Origin of the sequence: Fusicatenibacter saccharivorans, from assembly GCF_015557635.1 — a bacterium.
Taxonomy (GTDB): Bacteria; Bacillota; Clostridia; order Lachnospirales; family Lachnospiraceae; genus Fusicatenibacter; species Fusicatenibacter saccharivorans.
In genome coordinates this window covers 113814-131672 of sequence record NZ_JADNOP010000001.1, presented here as the reverse complement: position 1 = coordinate 131672, position 17859 = coordinate 113814, and the positions used below count along the sequence as shown (strand labels likewise).

General features: G+C 47.9%; 23 protein-coding genes and 1 riboswitch. Of the genes, 21 read left to right on the top strand and 2 right to left on the bottom strand.

Features of this window, described 5'->3' with window-relative positions:
• Positions 1 to 101: 101 nt before the first annotated feature.
• From I2G42_RS00620 to I2G42_RS00600, 5 genes are all read left to right on the top strand, one after another.
• The gene (locus I2G42_RS00620) at positions 102 to 989 is read left to right on the top strand and encodes a sulfide/dihydroorotate dehydrogenase-like FAD/NAD-binding protein (protein ID WP_055217977.1); all 888 of its coding nucleotides are present in this window, start codon (positions 102 to 104) and stop codon (positions 987 to 989) included.
• Positions 989 to 2383 (top strand): NADPH-dependent glutamate synthase, encoded by a 1395-nt coding sequence (gene gltA, locus I2G42_RS00615; RefSeq protein WP_022462566.1) that lies wholly within the window; start codon positions 989 to 991, stop codon positions 2381 to 2383. The genes I2G42_RS00620 and gltA overlap by 1 nt, the downstream gene beginning before the upstream one ends.
• Positions 2384 to 2488: 105 nt before the next feature.
• Positions 2489 to 2968, top strand: a complete 480-nt coding sequence (rlmH, locus tag I2G42_RS00610) for a 23S rRNA (pseudouridine(1915)-N(3))-methyltransferase RlmH (RefSeq protein ID WP_022462565.1) — start codon at positions 2489 to 2491, stop codon at positions 2966 to 2968.
• Positions 2969 to 2994: 26 nt separating this feature from the next.
• Positions 2995 to 3492 (top strand): pyridoxamine 5'-phosphate oxidase family protein, encoded by a 498-nt coding sequence (locus I2G42_RS00605; protein WP_118600927.1) that lies wholly within the window; start codon positions 2995 to 2997, stop codon positions 3490 to 3492.
• A gap of 57 nt (positions 3493 to 3549) precedes the next feature.
• Entirely contained in the window at positions 3550 to 4491 is a 942-nt protein-coding gene (locus tag I2G42_RS00600; RefSeq protein ID WP_117760307.1) for a GTP-binding protein, read from the top strand.
• Between the two features lie 64 nt (positions 4492 to 4555).
• On the opposite strand, the gene I2G42_RS00595 is transcribed toward I2G42_RS00600, so the two are convergent.
• On the bottom strand, positions 4556 to 5017 hold the full coding sequence (locus I2G42_RS00595; protein WP_117760306.1) for a hypothetical protein: 462 nt from the start codon (positions 5015 to 5017) through the stop codon (positions 4556 to 4558).
• 160 nt (positions 5018 to 5177) lie between these two features.
• Here I2G42_RS00595 and I2G42_RS00590 point away from each other — a divergent pair, with 160 nt between their 5' ends.
• Positions 5178 to 5873, top strand: a complete 696-nt coding sequence (locus I2G42_RS00590; RefSeq protein WP_117760305.1) for a DNA alkylation repair protein — start codon at positions 5178 to 5180, stop codon at positions 5871 to 5873.
• A 65-nt stretch (positions 5874 to 5938) separates the two neighbouring features.
• Here the strand turns inward: I2G42_RS00590 and I2G42_RS00585 are convergent, their stop codons facing one another.
• The gene (locus tag I2G42_RS00585; protein WP_055228190.1) at positions 5939 to 6217 is read right to left on the bottom strand and encodes a type II toxin-antitoxin system HicB family antitoxin; all 279 of its coding nucleotides are present in this window, start codon (positions 6215 to 6217) and stop codon (positions 5939 to 5941) included.
• A 168-nt stretch (positions 6218 to 6385) separates the two neighbouring features.
• Between I2G42_RS00585 and I2G42_RS00580 the strand changes: the two genes are divergently transcribed.
• From I2G42_RS00580 to I2G42_RS00515, 15 genes are all read left to right on the top strand, one after another.
• On the top strand, positions 6386 to 7081 hold the full coding sequence (locus I2G42_RS00580; RefSeq protein WP_158568525.1) for a YjjG family noncanonical pyrimidine nucleotidase: 696 nt from the start codon (positions 6386 to 6388) through the stop codon (positions 7079 to 7081).
• A 7-nt stretch (positions 7082 to 7088) separates the two neighbouring features.
• Positions 7089 to 8069: an alpha/beta fold hydrolase gene (locus I2G42_RS00575; protein WP_022462559.1), complete on the top strand. Its 981-nt coding sequence runs from the start codon at positions 7089 to 7091 to the stop codon at positions 8067 to 8069.
• A 21-nt stretch (positions 8070 to 8090) separates the two neighbouring features.
• Positions 8091 to 8630, top strand: a complete 540-nt coding sequence (locus I2G42_RS00570; protein ID WP_055217961.1) for a DUF2284 domain-containing protein — start codon at positions 8091 to 8093, stop codon at positions 8628 to 8630.
• Between the two features lie 93 nt (positions 8631 to 8723).
• Positions 8724 to 9422 (top strand): hypothetical protein, encoded by a 699-nt coding sequence (locus tag I2G42_RS16605; protein ID WP_195530618.1) that lies wholly within the window; start codon positions 8724 to 8726, stop codon positions 9420 to 9422.
• Between the two features lie 130 nt (positions 9423 to 9552).
• Positions 9553 to 9846, top strand: a complete 294-nt coding sequence (locus I2G42_RS00560; RefSeq protein WP_055228187.1) for a YabP/YqfC family sporulation protein — start codon at positions 9553 to 9555, stop codon at positions 9844 to 9846.
• A 45-nt stretch (positions 9847 to 9891) separates the two neighbouring features.
• Entirely contained in the window at positions 9892 to 11190 is a 1299-nt protein-coding gene (locus tag I2G42_RS00555; RefSeq protein ID WP_195530617.1) for a sporulation protein YqfD, read from the top strand.
• Positions 11177 to 12208, top strand: a complete 1032-nt coding sequence (locus I2G42_RS00550) for a PhoH family protein (protein ID WP_117805405.1) — start codon at positions 11177 to 11179, stop codon at positions 12206 to 12208. The genes I2G42_RS00555 and I2G42_RS00550 overlap by 14 nt, the downstream gene beginning before the upstream one ends.
• Positions 12205 to 12708, top strand: coding sequence for an rRNA maturation RNase YbeY (gene ybeY, locus I2G42_RS00545; RefSeq protein ID WP_055228185.1), 504 nt, complete (start codon positions 12205 to 12207; stop codon positions 12706 to 12708). The genes I2G42_RS00550 and ybeY overlap by 4 nt, the downstream gene beginning before the upstream one ends.
• A gap of 50 nt (positions 12709 to 12758) precedes the next feature.
• Positions 12759 to 13913: a DUF3048 domain-containing protein gene (locus I2G42_RS00540; protein WP_195530616.1), complete on the top strand. Its 1155-nt coding sequence runs from the start codon at positions 12759 to 12761 to the stop codon at positions 13911 to 13913.
• 278 nt (positions 13914 to 14191) lie between these two features.
• On the top strand, positions 14192 to 14410 hold the full coding sequence (locus tag I2G42_RS16285; protein WP_022462552.1) for a DUF896 domain-containing protein: 219 nt from the start codon (positions 14192 to 14194) through the stop codon (positions 14408 to 14410).
• Complete coding sequence (locus tag I2G42_RS00535) at positions 14388 to 14936, top strand: 5-formyltetrahydrofolate cyclo-ligase (RefSeq protein WP_055228183.1); 549 nt, start codon at positions 14388 to 14390, stop codon at positions 14934 to 14936. Before I2G42_RS16285 ends, I2G42_RS00535 begins: the two co-directional genes overlap by 23 nt.
• Positions 14937 to 14978: 42 nt before the next feature.
• Positions 14979 to 16223: a glutamate-5-semialdehyde dehydrogenase gene (locus I2G42_RS00530; RefSeq protein ID WP_373141016.1), complete on the top strand. Its 1245-nt coding sequence runs from the start codon at positions 14979 to 14981 to the stop codon at positions 16221 to 16223.
• A gap of 18 nt (positions 16224 to 16241) precedes the next feature.
• Positions 16242 to 16469, top strand: a complete 228-nt coding sequence (locus I2G42_RS00525) for a hypothetical protein (protein WP_055217945.1) — start codon at positions 16242 to 16244, stop codon at positions 16467 to 16469.
• Entirely contained in the window at positions 16459 to 16878 is a 420-nt protein-coding gene (locus tag I2G42_RS00520; protein WP_055228181.1) for a type II toxin-antitoxin system VapC family toxin, read from the top strand. The genes I2G42_RS00525 and I2G42_RS00520 overlap by 11 nt, the downstream gene beginning before the upstream one ends.
• A 198-nt stretch (positions 16879 to 17076) precedes the next feature.
• Positions 17077 to 17176: riboswitch (THF riboswitch) on the top strand.
• 67 nt (positions 17177 to 17243) lie between these two features.
• Positions 17244 to 17846 (top strand): folate family ECF transporter S component, encoded by a 603-nt coding sequence (locus I2G42_RS00515; protein WP_022461732.1) that lies wholly within the window; start codon positions 17244 to 17246, stop codon positions 17844 to 17846.
• Positions 17847 to 17859: the final 13 nt, after the last annotated feature.

The following is a 17859-nucleotide window of genomic DNA, read 5'->3' as shown; positions in this document are numbered from 1 at the left end:
TTTACAAATAACCGGAAACGTGATAAAGTATTAACATAAAATGCGCGAAAATCCAAGTCGTGCTTTTGTTAAAATATTTCTAACAAGATTAGGAGGATATTATGTACAAGATTCAAGAAGCGGAAATGCTCGCGAATAACATCTACCGTATGGTAGTAGAAGCACCGCGAGTAGCACAGCACTGCCTCCCGGGACAGTTTGTTATTGTCAAGGCAGATGAAGAAGGAGAAAGAATTCCTCTGACCATTTGTGATTACGACAGAGAAGCAGGAACTATCACCATCGTATTCATGCCGATCGGAGAATCTACCAAAAAAATGAAAGATCTCAAAGCGGGAGATGCTTTCATGGATTTCGTAGGACCTCTGGGACAGCCGTCCGAGTTCTGCAGCGAAGATATCGAAGAACTGAAGAAAAAACGGATCGTATTCGTAGCCGGCGGTGTTGGAACTGCACCGGTTTACCCGCAGTTAAAATGGCTGCATGAGCATGGAATCACTGCTGACGCCATTGTCGGAGCAAAGACAAAAGATCTCGTTATTCTCGAGAAAGAAATGTCTGCTGTCAGCAATCTGTACATAACCACAGACGATGGTTCTTACGTAAGAAAAGGTATGGGTACCGATGTACTCCGCGACCTTGTACAGAACCAGGGCAAACAGTATGATGTCTGTGTTGCCATCGGACCGATGATCATGATGAAATTCGTATGTCTTCTGACAAAAGAACTGAACATCCCGACCGTTGTCAGCATGAACCCGATCATGGTAGACGGAACCGGTATGTGCGGTGCCTGTCGTCTAATGGTAGGCAATGAAGTAAAATTTGCCTGCGTAGACGGACCGGAGTTTGACGGTCATCTGGTAGACTTCGACCTGGCTATGAAACGTCAGCAGATGTACAAGACAGAAGAGGGAAGAGCTCTCTTAAGATACCAGGAAGGCGCAACCCATCACGGTGGATGCGGCCAGTGCGGAGGTGACAAATAATGGCAAAGGGATTAAACAGAGTACCGGTACGTGAGCAGGAGCCGAAGGTACGTGCCACAAATTTTGACGAGGTATGTCTTGGATACAACAAAGACGAAGCAGTAGAAGAAGCACAGCGCTGCCTGGGCTGTAAAAATGCAAAATGTATCACAGGATGCCCGGTTAATATCAACATTCCGGCATTCATTGCACAGGTAAAAGAAGGAAACTTCGAGGAAGCATACAAAATTATTGGTGAGTCCAGTGCACTCCCGGCAGTCTGCGGCCGTGTATGTCCGCAGGAGAGCCAGTGCGAGGGCAAATGTGTCCGCGGAATCAAAGGCGACGCTGTTTCCATCGGTAAACTGGAGCGTTTCGTTGCTGACTGGGCAAAAGAAAACGGTATCAAACCGGTTCCGGCAGCAGAGAAAAACGGCCACAAGATCGCGGTTATCGGTTCCGGCCCTGCAGGTCTTACCTGCGCAGGAGACCTTGCAAAACTTGGCTACGATGTAACCATCTTCGAGGCACTTCACAAAGCCGGCGGTGTATTAAGCTACGGTATTCCGGAGTTCCGTCTTCCGAAAGACAAAGTAGTTGCCGCTGAAATCGAGAACGTAAAATCTCTCGGTGTTAAAATTGAGACCAACGTTATCATCGGAAAATCCGTTACCATCGACGAGCTGTTAAAAGATGAAGGATTTGAAGCAGTCTTCATCGGTTCCGGCGCAGGCCTTCCGATGTTCATGGGAATCCCGGGTGAGAACGCAAACGGCGTATTCTCCGCAAACGAGTTCCTGACCAGAAACAACCTGATGAAAGCATTCCGCGATGATTACGATACCCCGATCGCACACGGCAAGAAAGTTGCTGTAGTCGGCGGCGGCAACGTAGCTATGGACGCTGCAAGAACCGCACTTCGTCTCGGCGCAGAGGTACACGTTATTTACCGTCGTTCTGAGGCAGAGCTTCCGGCCCGTGCAGAGGAAGTTCATCATGCAAAAGAGGAAGGTATCATCTTCGACCTTCTGACCAACCCGGTAGAAATTCTGACCGACGACAAAGACTGGGTAACCGGTATCCGCTGCATCCGTATGGAACTTGGCGAGCCGGACGCTTCCGGAAGAAGAAGACCGGTTGAGATTCCAGGATCTGAGTTCGAAATTGAAGTAGACGAAGTTATCATGTCTCTTGGTACTTCCCCGAACCCGCTGATTTCTTCCACCACCTACGGTCTGGATGTCAATAGAAGAAAATGTATCGTAGCTGAGGAAGAAACCGGAAAGACCAGCAAAGAGGGCGTTTACGCCGGCGGTGACGCTGTAACAGGTGCAGCAACCGTTATCCTTGCTATGGGTGCCGGAAAAGCCGGAGCTAAAGGAATTGATGAGTATATCAAAAGCAAAAATGCATAAGGCATTGCTTTTCTAAACTAAAAGCCATATAGACGCGGACAAAAAGTGATCTATATGGCTTTTGGTGTTTTTGACAGATATCCGAAAGGGTTTTAAGATTACAGAATGAAAATTACGATATTAACAGTAGGAAAAATCAAAGAGAAATATTTGCGGGATGCGATCGCCGAGTATTCGAAGCGCCTCAGCCGCTATGCAAAGCTGGAAATTATCGAGGTGGCGGATGAAAAAACGCCGGACAACGCGAGTGAAACCGTAGAGACGAATATCAAAAATAAAGAAGCAGAGCGCCTTCTCAAATATATCCGGGATGACGCTTATCTGATTACATTGGAAATTAAGGGAAAACAGCTCACATCCGAGGAGCTGGCCCAGAAAATAGATACGCTCGGCGTGCAGGGAACGAGCCATATTATTTTTGTGATCGGCGGTTCCTTAGGGCTTGGCGAGGAAGTTCTGAAGCGTTCGAACTATGCGCTCAGTTTTTCGAAAATGACATTTCCGCATCAGTTGATGCGGGTTATTCTGCTGGAACAGATTTACCGGAGCTACCGCATTAACTGCGGGGAGCCATATCATAAATAGCTGCGAATAAGAGAGGTGTGATTGCGATGCGTGAAATGCGTTTAAAAAAGCGGGAGATTACAGATCCTGAAATTTTAAGAGAAATTCTGGAAAGCTGCGAGGTTGTGCGGATCGGGGCGATGGATGAGGAAGGCATGTTTATCGTGCCGATGAATTATGGATATGATGTCCGGGAAGAAGATGGAACTCTTCACGTCTGTCTGTACCTGCATGGGGCAAAAGAAGGGCGGAAGGCGGCTGCATTTGCAGCGGATCCGCGCGTGGCGGTGGAGATGGATTACAACCATGAAGTGATTACAGGTGACTATACGTGTGCGTATTCCTATGCGTACCGCAGTATCATGGGAAACGGAACCATCACGGAGGTGACAGATCCGGGGGCAAAGAAGAAAGGCCTGGGAAAAATCATGGCGCATATCGCACCGGAGGCGAAGATCGCTTTTCTGCCGGAGATGGTGGAGCGCGTTGCCGTATGGCGCATAGACATCGATACATTTACCGGCAAAGAGCGCAGACGAAAATAGAGTGTTCGAAGCTCCGCAGGCTGCAGACGGAAAAAGACAGCAGAAAGGACAGCAGAAATGATTAAAATTGATCTGATTACAGGCTTCCTTGGCTCAGGGAAGACGACTTTTTTGAAACAGTACGCAAAGTATCTGATGGCGCAGGGAAAGAACATCGGCATCCTGGAGAATGATTTTGGGGCAGTCAATGTGGATATGCTGCTTCTGCAGGAACTGCGCGGCGATCAGTGCGAGCTGGAGATGATTTCCGGCGGATGCGACAAAGAGACACACCGCAGACGGTTCCGCACGAAACTGATCTCGATGGGCATGAGCGGCTACGACCGCATTCTCGTGGAACCGTCGGGGATTTACGATGTGGATGAGTTCTTTGACACGCTGTACGACGAGCCGCTGAACCGCTGGTATGAGGCGGGAAGCGTCATCACGATTCTGGATGCCGGGCTCGATGAGAAGCTGTCGGAGGAAGAAGAGTATCTGCTGGCTTCCGAGGCGGCGAACGCTGGTAAAATCGTGCTGAGCAAAGTACAGAATGTTTCGGAGGAAAAGAAAGAAGAAACGATTGCCCATCTGAACCGCACGCTCGAGCAGGCAGGCTGCAGAAGACAGTTTTCTGATGCAGAAATTTTACAGAAAAACTGGGATGATCTGACAGAGGATGATTTCAAAATGCTCTCCGAATGCAGTTACCGTTCGGAGGGTTACCGGAAGCTGGATTTCGGCGAGCAGCAGACATTTGATTCGCTCTGCTTTCTGGAGCCGAAGATTACGGAAGAAGCGCTGAAAAAGGCAGCAGAAGCAATCTTTGCGGATCCATCATGCGGCAATGTATTTCGGATCAAAGGAATTGTAAAGACGGGCGAAACTGTGTGGAGCGAAATCAATGCGACGCGGGAACAGATGACATTCCAGGCAGTGCCGGAGAGCCAGGAAGTGCTGATTGTAATCGGCGCGGGGCTTTCAAAAGAGCGGATTAGTGGAATTCTCGGAATTAAGTAAAAAATGGAGCATGACGGAAAGGGGTATTTTCCATCATACTCCTGCTGGTTTGGCTAAATAGCAGTTACTGTGAAATGCGCTGCCGTTCTGACAGTGTGGGGAACGGAATGATTTTGGAATCCCGTGCATCATCCGGTGTACAAAGAGCAGTCAACGGCTGCGGCTGATTTTCCATGGTCTGGAAGGAGAGAATGCCATCTTTCCATAAAATGATATCATCCGGTGAATGGACGGCAAAATAGCGGTGCAGCACATCGAAAAGAGAGGATGGAACTGCCGCAAGATCGTGCTCGGGATCGCTGGAATATAGAAAGATCCGGCTTCCCGGAAAACGACGGGAATAGATACCGGCAGAGGGAGCGGTAAAATCCGGGTTTTCGGTAAAATATAAGGATCTTTCTGCGGGTCCGGAAAACGGAATAGACAGCGTTGTGGAAACAACTGGCGCTTCTTCTGCAAGGGCTGGCTGCTTCTGAAATTTGCACAGGAATGGTATATTTTGAAAAAATGTATATTTCTTTTTCATAAGACTCACCTTTCAGCCGGAAAAGATCTGGCATTTGGCAGGGTGGATGTTATCGTTTACTTTAATTTTATCTTATCAGAAGTGCAGAAATAACAGGGTTAAACATTTGTAAAAAGCGTGTAAAACATCTTAAAGAGAAAGAAAAGAGAGGGGGAATCATATGGAACAGGAAGTAATGCAGGCCATTCGGGCAGAACTGGAAAGCAATATAGATGCAAAATACCGGGAATTTCACAGCTCTCTTGTTCCGGGACAGAACTGTCGGATTCTTGGTGTCCGCATTCTGGTTTCGCGACGGATTGCAAAAGCGACAGCAAGAGACCACTATGAAGTTTATACCGAACAGTTTAATCCGGAAGTCTACGAGGAGCTTCTGATCCGCGGAATGATGATCGGCTACGGAAAGCTGACCCGTGAAGAACAGACGGCAGAACTGGACCGCTTCGTGCCGATGATCAACAGCTGGGGAATCTGTGACAGCTCCTGTGCAACGTGCCATTTTATGAAGAAAGACCAGGAGTATTGGTATGGATATCTGCAGAAATGGCTGAAAAGCAGCCGGGAATATGAAATCCGGTTTGGTGTTGTGTGTCTGCTGGACTTTTTTATCAACGAAGCGTATATCGATGCTGTGCTGGAGGAGATGAAAAAGATTCATCACGATGGCTATTACGTAAAAATGGCCGTCGCCTGGGCAGTATCGATCTGTTATATTCATTTTCCGGAAAAGACACAGAAACTGCTGAAAGAAAACAGTCTCGATGACTGGACACATAACAAAACAATTCAGAAAATCAGAGAGTCGCTGCGGATCAGCAAAGAAGAAAAAGAGATGCTGAAAACCTGGAAGAGATAAAAAGAAAACCGTATCGCCGCGTTTCGAATATCGCAGCAATACGGTTTTCTTTCTCTTTTTTGAACTTATTCGTCCCATCCCTCAAAAAGCCGGATGTTGACGGCAATATTTCTTGCAATTTCACCTTCGCTTTTCCCGAGATCTGCCACATCCGATACCGGCGGAAAATCAGGTTCTTCTTCCGTCAGTTCCAGAGAGATCCAGTCATAGGCGGAGTGAATGGCATCTTCCAGCGCCTCGTCGAGGGTATCCCCTTTTGCATAGCAGCAGGCGAGATCTGGAAAATAACCTTCGTAGGTTCCCTGTTCGGTTTTATGAAAAACGGCTGGATAAGTAAATTTCATAGTGTTTCTTCCTTCTTCCTTTTCTTTTTCACGGAAATTCTTTTTTATCGTAGCACTTTTTCTCAAAAGATACAATGCCTAAAATACAATTGATCGTATTTGTAATCTATGCTAGAATGAAAAACAGATAATTGGAAAATACAAATGAAACCAAGGGAGGATTTCTCTTTGATAAAAGTAATTTTGTGGGACATCGACGGAACACTTCTGAATTTTAAGATGTCGGAACGATATGCAATTGATTACTGTTTCAACAAGTTTCATATGGGAACCTGCACGGACGAAATGCTGCAGCGCTACAGCGTGATCAACCGCGGTTACTGGGAGCGGCTGGAGACGGGAGAGCTTACGAGAGAACAGGTGATGCTTGGACGGTTCCATGAATTTTTTGAATCGGAAGGACTGCCGACGGATCAGGTAAAGGTATTCAATGATGAATATCAGATCCGCCTCGGCGATAAGGCTTTCTTCTGCGATCACGGAGATGAACTGGTAAAACAGCTGAAAGCTACCGTAAAACAGTATGCAGTAACAAATGGAACCACTGTTGCACAGGAGCGTAAACTCCGCTTTTCCGGGCTTGATCAGCTTCTGGACGGCGTTTTTATCTCGGAACAGGTCGGTGTGGACAAGCCGCAGAAGGCTTTTTTTGATGCGGTATGGAACGAAATCGGAAGTTATGCACCGGATGAGGTTGTGATCGTCGGCGACTCCCTCACAAGTGATATCCGCGGCGGAAAAAATGCAGGAATCCTGACCTGCTGGTACAACCCGGATCATCTTCCGAACAAAATTGAAGTTACACCGGACTGTACCATCGACAATCTTCAGGATATCCTTTCGTATCTGGATGAAAGCAGGTGATTTGCTAATGAGAACACGCGTATTACAGGAAAAAAATTATGCGGAGCGGATGCAGAATGGTGTGGAGCCGTACCTCGCCGCTCATGCAGAAGAATTTTACTGGGAAAGGGAGAGCGGTCATCCGATTCATGTTCTTCGTTACCGCGCATTCCGCCCGAGAGGTGTTGTTGTAATCTCACACGGTTTTACGGAAAATGCAGAGAAATATAAAGAGATCGTGTATTATTTTATCAAAGAGCATTTTCATGTTTATCTGCCGGAACACTGCGGCCACGGAAAGAGCTACCGTCTGGTGGAGGATCCGTCGCTTGTTTATGTCGATTCCTACCATCGTTATGTAGAAGATCTGCTCTTTGTTGCACGAAAAGCAAAAGCAGAGGCATGCGGTCTTCCGCTCGTTCTCTATTCTCACTCGATGGGCGGCGGAATCGCAGCAGCAGCGGCCGCCAAAGCGCCGCATCTGTTCCGGAAAGTGGTCTTGAGTTCGCCGATGATCCGTCCGCTGACCGGAAAAGTGCCGTTCGCCGATGCAAAACGGATCGCAGCTTTTGCCTGTGCCACAGAACGAGGCACACAGTATGTGGTAGGACAGAAACCATACCAGGGAATCGAAAGCTTTAAACAAAGTTCGTCCCTCTCCCGTCCGCGCTTTCTCTATTACCAGCAGAAGCGGGAAAAAGAGCCGCTGTATCACCTAAATGCCGCTTCTTACGGATGGCTCCATGCCGCCGCACATCTGTACCGCGATCTGATGCGGAGCGGATGGAAACGGATCGAGGCTCCTGTCCTTTTATTTCAGGCGGAGAACGATCATCTTGTGTCCAACCGTGCCCAGGAGCGGATGATCCGGAAAATGGCAGAACGCCGTCCCGGCATGGCAAAAATGGTAAAAGTACCGGGCGCAAAGCATGAATTGTTTGGAACCAGAGGGCGCATGCTCCAGACGTACTGGAATATGGTATTTGCTTTTTTGGAAAAAGATCTGTAACAAAAGAGAAGGGATGACAAAATGACACAGACAGAAATCGAAGAATATATTACCCAGTTTCCTATCTATCAGTATGCATTTGTAAAACCGGAGGACATCGAATTCAATGACCGGGTCCGCCAGATCTGCAAAAAGGAGTGCTCCCGCTACGGAGCCTCCTGGTCCTGCCCGCCGGCGGTCGGCACTGTTGAAGTCTGTAAGGAGCGTTGCATGAACTACGATCACGTTCTGTTCTTCTCCAGCATCGCAGAAGTGGACAACATCATGGATATGGATGAGACATTAAAAACAAAATCGGAGCACGAAAAAATCACACGCGAAATCGAGCAGCATTTAAAAGACAAAACCCTGCTCACCTTCGCCCTTTCCTCCGATTCCTGCCAGCTCTGCGATAAATGTACCTACCCGAGAGGCGGCTGCCGCCATCTTGAACTGATGCATCCATGCATCGAGAGCCACGGCATCGTTGTTGCAAACCTGATTGAAAAAAACATGATGGATTATTACCTCGGTGAGCATATGGTCATATGGTTCAGCATGATTTTCTATAAAGAATCGTAATCTGTGATGTAATTTTCCATTCTTTCAAACGTATTTACAGTAGAGGATTTCGCTGTAAGAAATTCAGAAAATACACAAGAGGGGGAATGAAATATGCTGAGAAAGGCAGGAAATTTTCTCAGGTATCTGTTCGGTATTCTGATGATGCTGGCGGGAGCCGGTTACTGGAAAGAGGAGAAGGCATATGCATTGTCACTGCTGCTGCTTGGAATCTTTTTGCTTCCGGTTACCTGGAATACGATAAAGAAACGGTTTCATGTGGCGAAAGCACTTCCTGTGCTGCTTCCTGTGTTGCTGCTGGTTTCCGCCTGTGCGCTGACACCTGTGACGTACAGCAGTAAGGAAACACAGAAGGCATCTGCAGAGTCTGTTTCCGTCAGCGTTACGGCAGCGCCGACGAAAAAAGCGACGCCGACCCCGACTGAAACATCAACACCAACGCCGACAGCAACACCGACCGAAACACCAACGCCGACTGCTACCCCAACTCCAACGGCTGACCCGACCGAGACGCCGACACCTGAGCCAACCATAGAAGCTGCGGCGGAAGAAACCGCTGAAACGCAGGCAGCGGAAGAATCACAGCCGGCAGTGACTGCCGAAGAACCACAGGTAACGGAAGCTCCGCAGGAATCGGATCCGTATGGAGGACAGCTCGTGTGGATTTCAGAGACCGGATCGAAGTACCATAACAAAAATAACTGCGGCAGAATGAATCCGGATCGGGCATATCAGATGACAAGAGAAAATGCAGAAGCCCAGGGGTATGAACCCTGCAAAAAATGTTTTTAAAAAAGAGAAATGAAACCCCGCAGCCTGATCGGGCAGGAAACCCCAGCGGCTGCGGGGTATTTTTGTGCTTTTTTCTGCATAAAATAGCGATAGAACAAAAAGCAGACCCGCAAAGCGGAGGAGGTTTTGGATGCGAAAAAAGAAAAAGCAGAAAAAATCACTCCATCCGCCGGGCGGGGAGGTGCTTTCGGCGATGCAGGTTCCGTCAGATCTTGCTTTTGGTGAGCCGGTTGTGACGTTTTACGGCGGGAGAGAAGTGCAGATTGAAAATTACCGCAGGATTCTGGAATATAATGCGTGCCGCCTCTGCGTGCTTACACAATATGGCAGGCTGCTCCTTGTGGGAGAGGGAATCCGGATTGTTTCGTATTCCGGGGAGGAGATGCGGGTGGAAGGGAGAATCGATCAGGTGACGTTTCAATAAGTGTAATGATTCCAATCATTCCAATGCTGAAAAGGGGGTGTGCGTTTGCAGAGGGGAAAGGCTTTCTGGAAAGGCAGTGTGCGGATTCGTGTGACGGGCCGTGAACCGGAGCGTTTTTTCAATCTGTGCGGGCACCATAACATCACACTGTGGGACGTGACAGAACACAAGGGCTGTTTTGATATGAGCCTTCTTCCGGAAGATTTTTTCCGCCTCCTGCCGATCCGCCGCAAGAGCGGTGTGCGCATCCGAATACAGAAAAAACAGGGACTGCCTTTCTTTTACCGGCGAAGTTTAAAAAGAAAGGCATTTTTTATTGGTATTTTTCTCTGCCTGGCGGGACTTTACACGCTGTCGCAGTTCATCTGGAATATTCATGTGGAAGGAAATTACGCGAACAGTACGCAGACGATCTTAAACAGCCTTGACGCGGCCGGGATTCATCATGGAAGCTGGAAAAAACGTGTGGACTGCAGCCAGACCGCATCGTATCTGCGGGAGCAGTTTCCGAATCTGACCTGGGTGTCCGCAAAAATAGAAGGGACGCAGCTTGTCCTTGCGGTAAAAGAAAACGTAGACGGCTATGTGATCGAAGAAAAAGCAGATGATCCGCAGAATCTTGTGGCGAAAAAAGAAGGGACGGTCGTGCGTATTATCACACGGAACGGCATTCCGCAGGTGCTCCCCGGTGATACATGTCAAGCGGGAGACATTCTTGTAAAGGGCGAGATTCCGCTTGTGAATGACAGTGGGGAAACGTATGATTATTCTTATGTTCACGCAGACGCGGATATTGACCTTGAGACGACGTGGTACTATTATGATACCTTTCCGCTTTCCCATACGGTACGGACATATCAGAAAGCAGAGAAAAAAACGCCGGTATTCCAGATTTCTGCTTACCGATTTTTCCTTGGAAATCTGCTGCCGGAGAATTTTGTGGAGAGTTTGCGGAGCATGACCGGAACGGCGGATCAGAAAACAGAGAAAAGGGAAAATGGAGCAGACGAGGAAGTATCCCTTCAGCAGCTTTATCTGACAGAAAACTTTGCCCTTCCGTTTTATTTCGGCTACCGTCAGAAATTTCCTTTTGAAATTCAGAAAGAAACTTACTCAGAACACGAGGCAAAAGAAAAAGCCTCGCAGAATTATCAGAAATTCCACAGAAATTTATCAGAAAAAGGACTTCAAATATCGGAGAATCATGTTACAATAGAACTTAACGATACGTCATGTATCACAAAAGGGACACTTCGCGTGATAGAACGGGCCGTAGAAGCACAGCCCTGCGAAATGCAGAAGATGTCGGATGGAAAGGAAACAATGGTAGATGAACAGCAATAACAACATGATAGAACTGCAGATGGAACTGCCCATCGAACATGAAAAGAAAGTATTCGGCCAGTTTGATGAACACATCAAAATCCTGGAGAGATCCCTGGCGGTTACGCTGATCTCCCGGGACGGCGTTTTAAAAATTGTAGGCCCGGCATCGAATGCAGCGCGCGCAAAGGAATGTCTGACACAGCTTCTGGAGCTCTCACGCCGCGGAAATGATATCACCACACAGAACGTCAATTATGCAATCTCACTTGTTATGGAGGACAGCGGAAGCAGCCTTGCTGAAATCGACAGTGACTGCATCTGCCACACGGTCGCAGGCCGTCCGGTCAAACCGAAAACACTCGGTCAGAAAGCGTACGTGGATGCGATTCGGGAAAAGATGGTCGTCTTCGGCGTCGGCCCTGCCGGAACCGGAAAAACATACCTTGCAATGGCGATGGCGATCACCGCGTTCCGAAACGATGAAGTAGGACGTATTATCCTGACGCGTCCGGCGATTGAGGCGGGTGAAAAACTCGGTTTCCTGCCTGGCGACCTGCAGAGTAAAATTGACCCGTATCTGCGGCCGCTCTACGACGCGCTGTATCAGATCATGGGAGCAGAGAGCTTTCAGAAAAACATGGAAAAAGGCCTGATTGAGGTTGCGCCGCTCGCGTACATGCGAGGCCGTACGCTCGACAATGCGTTTATTATCCTTGATGAGGCACAGAATACGACACCGGCGCAGATGAAGATGTTCCTGACCCGTATCGGTTTCGGTTCCAAAGTCATTGTAACCGGAGATGCCTCTCAGAAGGACCTTCCTTCCGGTACACGCTCCGGCCTTGATGTGGCAATGCAGGTACTGAAAAAAGTAGACGGAATTTCCTTCTGCGAGCTGACGAGCAAGGACGTTGTCCGTCATCCGCTGGTGCAGAAGATTGTACAGGCTTACGATGAATACGAAAAGAAAGCAAAGCCGGAAAATCACAGCGGCAGAGCAAAAAGTACGACGAGAAAACGGAGGGAAAATAAATGACACTGACGTTTGAAAATGAACAGGATTTTGACCTTGGATTTGATCCGGAAGAGGTTGCAGCAGCGGTAATCAATGGTGTGCTGGATCAGGAAGCGTGCCCGTATGAGGCAGAAGTAGAACTGATTCTGACCGATCCGGAAAATATCCGCACCATGAACCGGGAACACAGAAACATTGACCGGGAGACAGACGTGCTTTCTTTCCCGATGGTAGATTATCCTTCTCCGGCTTCGTTCGATTTTCTGGAGACGGAAGAGGGAGATGACTGTTTTAACCCGGACAGCGGTGAGCTGATGCTGGGTGATATCGTAATTTCTGTTGCGCGCGCAAGAGCGCAGGCGGAGGAATACGGTCATTCTTTAAGACGCGAATTTGCTTTTCTTGTTGCACACAGTATGCTGCATCTTCTGGGTTATGATCATATGACACCGGAGGAAGCAGCCGTGATGGAGGCAAAGCAGGAAGAGGTGCTGCAGCGTCTCGGTATCACAAGAGACTGATTGAAAGCAGAAAAGGAGGGGTCTTTATCAAAAAGAGAGGGTTTTACACATTGGGGATTGCTCTGCTGGGAAGCATGATGCTGTTCGGATGCCGGAAAATTGGGGAAACGGCACCGGAAACTGCATCGGCAGGAACTTCTTATGTCTCAGAAGAGACAGCAGGGGAAAGCAAGACAGAAACGAAAGCTACGGAACCACCGGTCCCGACCGAAGATCCGGCACCGGAGCCGCTGGTTCCGGAAGCGATTGAGCCGACACCCGCGGAGGATGCGCTGCCGGAAGGTATGGTGAAAAGTTATCTGACAGGAGAACCTGTCGCCGAAGTACAGGGAAGAAGGCGCCCGGTGGCGGTTATGCTGAGCAATATCATCAGCGCCTGCCCGCAGAGCGGTATCAGCCGTGCGGGAGTGATCTATGAAGCGCCGGTCGAAGGCGGCATTACGCGCCTGATGGGGCTGTTTGAAAACTATGATGATCTCGAAAAGATCGGATCGGTGCGGAGCTGCCGCGAATATTATGTGTATCTGGCAGCGGGATTTGACGCTCTGTATTACCACTATGGACAGGCGGCGTATGCGATTCCGCTGCTCGAATCGGATCACATAGACAATGTGAACGGCATGGAGTATTCGGAACAGGTGTATTACCGGACGTCGGATCGTCCGTCGCCGCACAATGCGTATTTGGATGCGGCCGGGATTGCAGCGGGAATCGATCTCTGCGGCTACCGGACATCTTACAAAGACGGTTATGACGGATTTTTCCAGTTTGCATCCGAGACAGAACCGGAAACGCTGGAACAGGGACGAAATGCGACTTATGTGGCACCGGGCGGATATTTCCACAACAATCCGTGGTTTTCCTACGATGAGGCGAGCGGCACATATCTGCGTTATCAGTTCGGGGAACCGCAGATCGATGAGATGACACAGGAACAGCTTGCGGTGAAGAACATTATCGTGCAGTACTGTTCCTGGAAAAAGTATGATGACAATGCGGAATATCTCGATATCGATGTGGTAAACGGCGGAACGGGAACGTATATCACAAGCGGAAAGGCCATCGACGTGACATGGAGCAAGGATGATCCGTGGGGCGTCACAAAGTACCGGGACAGCAATGGAGAGGAGATTAAACTGAATCTTGGAAAAACATGGGTTCTGATTGTTTTAGATAATTATGCAGATGAGACTGAAATCCGGTGATAAAGCTGGATTTCAGGATTTTTCTCAGATCGGCTGGACAGATCCTGTGTTTTGCGGTAAGATAAAAAGAAAATCCGGTCATTTAACCGAATCAAGCAAGTACCTCGCTTCTAAAGCGGTGGGATGAATTGTTAAAAGAAACATAACGGCAGTGGCAGGCGGAGAGAAATCGGTATCCTCCACTGACATGAGGCGAGTCACAGTCGAACTATTTTCGACATGTCAGACTCTGTGAAAATACCGACTGTGAGTTGAAACAAAGGAGAAAAATACAGAAAATGGAAATTAATATACAGAGAATCAACGAACTTGCCCGCAAGGCGAAAGCAGAGGGGCTGACACCGGCGGAGAAAGAAGAGCAGCAGAAGCTGCGGAGAGAATATATTGCAGCCGTGAAAATGAACCTCCGTACCCAGCTCGACAATATTGATATGCAGGAGAAAGACGGAACAATCGTAAATCTGGGGGAGCGCTATGGAAGCAAAAGGAAACATTAGAAAAGAAGTTTTTGCCCGAAGAAGAGCAGCCACACAGGAAGAAATTCAGGAAAAGAGCCGTATGATTTATGAAAAAATCACGGCTCTGCCGGAGTTTCTGGATGCGGACTGCTTTTTTGCGTATATGGACTTCAAAAAAGAAGTCATGACACGGGATCTGATCGAGAAGGCCCTGCAAATGGGAAAGACGGTCGCTGTGCCGCGCGTGGAAGGCGATGATATGGTTTATTATGAGATCAAAGATTTCTCCACGCTGAAATCCGGCTATTTTGGCATTATGGAGCCGGACGGCGGAAAGGTCTGCACGCGGGAAGAGGGCTTTCTGCTGGTACCCGGTGTGGCCTTTGATCCGGCGCGCCACAGAGTCGGATATGGAAAAGGATTTTATGACCGCTTTCTTGCCGCACATCCAGGGTTTACAACGGTTGCAGCGGCGTTTGAGTTTCAGCTGTTTGATGCGGTGCCGTTTGAAGAGACGGATGTTCTGCCGCAGATGCTGGTGACAGAGCAGAAGATTTACCGTTAGCAGCCAATCACGATAAGACAACACGAGGAGGAGACGAATATGATAAGTCTGGAAGAAATCGGAACAAGAGCCCGTGGGGCGGAACCTGTGCTTCGCATCATGGGGACAGAGACGAAAAACCGTGTGCTGAAAAAAGCAGCGGAAAATCTTGTGGCGGATGCCGATGCGATTATCGCGGCAAATGCGCTGGATATGGAGCATGGAAGAGAAAAAGGAATGTCCAAAGGTCTTCTGGACCGGCTGTTTCTGGATCAGAGTCGCATCGAGGCGATGGCGGAAGGTCTCTGTCAGGTATCCGAGCTGGACGATCCGATCGGGGAAGTTCTCGGTATGAAAAAACGGCCGAACGGTCTTCTGATCGGGCAGAAACGTGTTCCGCTTGGTGTTGTCGGAATCATCTATGAAGCACGTCCGAATGTAACAGCGGATGCGTTTGCACTCTGCTTTAAGACGGGAAATGTCGTGATTTTGAAGGGCGGAAGTGATGCGATCCACTCAAATATGGCGATTGTTGCCTCACTGCGGAAAACACTGAAGGAGGAGCAGGTGCCGGAGGATGCGCTGCTTCTGATCGAAGATACTTCACGTGAGACAACGGCACAGTTTATGAAGATGAACCACTATGTCGATGTTCTGATTCCGCGCGGCGGTGCCGGACTGATCCGCACTGTAGTGGAAAACAGTACCATCCCGGTTATCGAGACGGGAACCGGAAACTGCCATATCTATGTCGATGAGACGGCAGATCTTTCGATGGCGGTTGATATTATTCTGAGTGCAAAGACACAGCGTGTCGGCGTCTGCAATGCGTGTGAATCCATCGTAGTGCATGAAAACGTGCGTGAAAAACTGCTGCCGGTTCTCGCAGAACGATTGAAAGAGAAACAGGTGAAGATGCGCGCAGACGAGAAGGCAAGAGAATACATGCCGGGAGCAGAAGCAGCGACAGAAGAGGACTGGGGAAAAGAGTATCTCGACTATATCGTATCCATTAAAACGGTTTCCTCCATCGACGAAGCGATTGCACACATCAACCACTACAACACAAAACACTCCGAAGCAATCATCACCAACAACTACACCCACGCCCAGAAATTCCTGGACGAAATCGATGCAGCTGTAGTCTACGTCAACGCCTCCACCCGCTTCACCGACGGCTTCGAATTCGGCTACGGCGCCGAAATCGGAATCAGCACCCAAAAACTCCACGCCAGAGGCCCAATGGGACTGCTGGCGCTGACGTCGATTAAATTTGTGGTATATGGGAATGGACAGGTACGGTCATAGAAAGGAGACAAAAACATAATGACAGCAATGAGAGAAGAAGCATTTGAATTATTGGAAAAAATGCCAGAAGATAAACTAGTGTTTATTATTCAGATTATGCAGGGTGTAAACAGTCTTTATAATAGCGGTGCTGTTGAATCGAAAAAAGATGCTTTTTTACGAATGGAGCAAATAAGAAAAAAAGGAAATGTTCAGGATGACGATGCTGAATTGGCATCTTATAGAGAGGAAAAATATGGAAAGTAAAATTCTTGTAGATACTAATGTTTTGCTGGATTATTTTCTTACAAGAGAGCCATTTTTCAATGATGCAAAACAGATCATAGAAAAATGCGCAGAGGGAAAAATAAATGCGTGCATTGCCGCACACTCTGTTTCTAATATGTTTTTTATTTTAAGAAAGACATATGATGTAAAAGAAAGAAGAGAACTTCTCCTTAGCTTATTTGAAATTTTTGATGTAGAAGGAATTGATTCAGAAAAACTAATGAAAGGCCTGAAAAATGAAACATTTTCAGATTTTGAAGACTGTTTGCAGATGGAATGTGCCGAATCATTTTGCGCACAATATATTGTTACAAGAAATACAGCAGATTATGTGACTTCAAAAATACCTGCGGTTACTCCAACGGAATATTTGGAAATGGAACGGTAGCAGCTGCTTTTACGATGGGAAAAGGTATTGTGCTGATGGGAAAACTGCTGGATAAAAAGTTTGCGTTTGTCTCCGTTTTATCACCGGAAAGACCGTAAAATGCAGGGCTGATATTTGATCGTAAAAAATTAGAAAAAAATGTAAAATCCTCTTGAAATCAAGGGGATTTTACTATATAATGAGCAGGACAAAAACAACTGCAGAGTAAGTTCATATGCGTAAAGTGCTCCCAGGATAGAGAGTAGCCAGGGAGACGAAAAGAGAAAATCTTGCGGTATATGAATTGCATCTCGCTGCAACAGAAGATAGAGACAAGAGATTATCTCCTATTGTAGTCAGATATCTGTAAAGGAGGTAATTTTTTTATGCAGAAAAATGCAAATGAAACAGCAAAAGAAACAAAAAACATGTTTCTGCAGTCAGCAAAAGAGCTGAAAGCAGTCACAACCCTCGCAGCCTGTGCCATGTTCGCAGCGCTGGCGATGATTCTGAACCAGGTAGCATCGATTGACATCGGACCTTATGTCCGCATCGGATTTTCCGGAATCCCGAACCGCCTTGTCGATTACCTGTTCGGACCAGTGACAGGATGTCTTTTCTCCGGCATTCTTGATGTCGTAAAATACTTCCTGAAACCGAGCGGCCCGTTCTTCTTCGGATTCACCTTTAATGCGATGCTGGCATCTTTTATGTATGGATGCTTCTACTATCGCAAAAAACTGACCATCAAACGTGTGCTTGCAGCCAAGTTCATCGTTATGCTGACTGTCAACGTACTGCTGAACACCCTGTGGATCAGCATGCTGTATGGAAAAGGAATCATGGTGCTTCTTCCGGCACGTGCCTTAAAGAACCTGATCATGTGGCCGATCGATTCCATCATTTTCTACAGCCTGACGAAGTTGATCGAGCAGACCGGCGTCTTCCGCATGTTCCATGCAAGAACCGCTGCACAGGCACAGAGATAAAGAAAAATTCAGA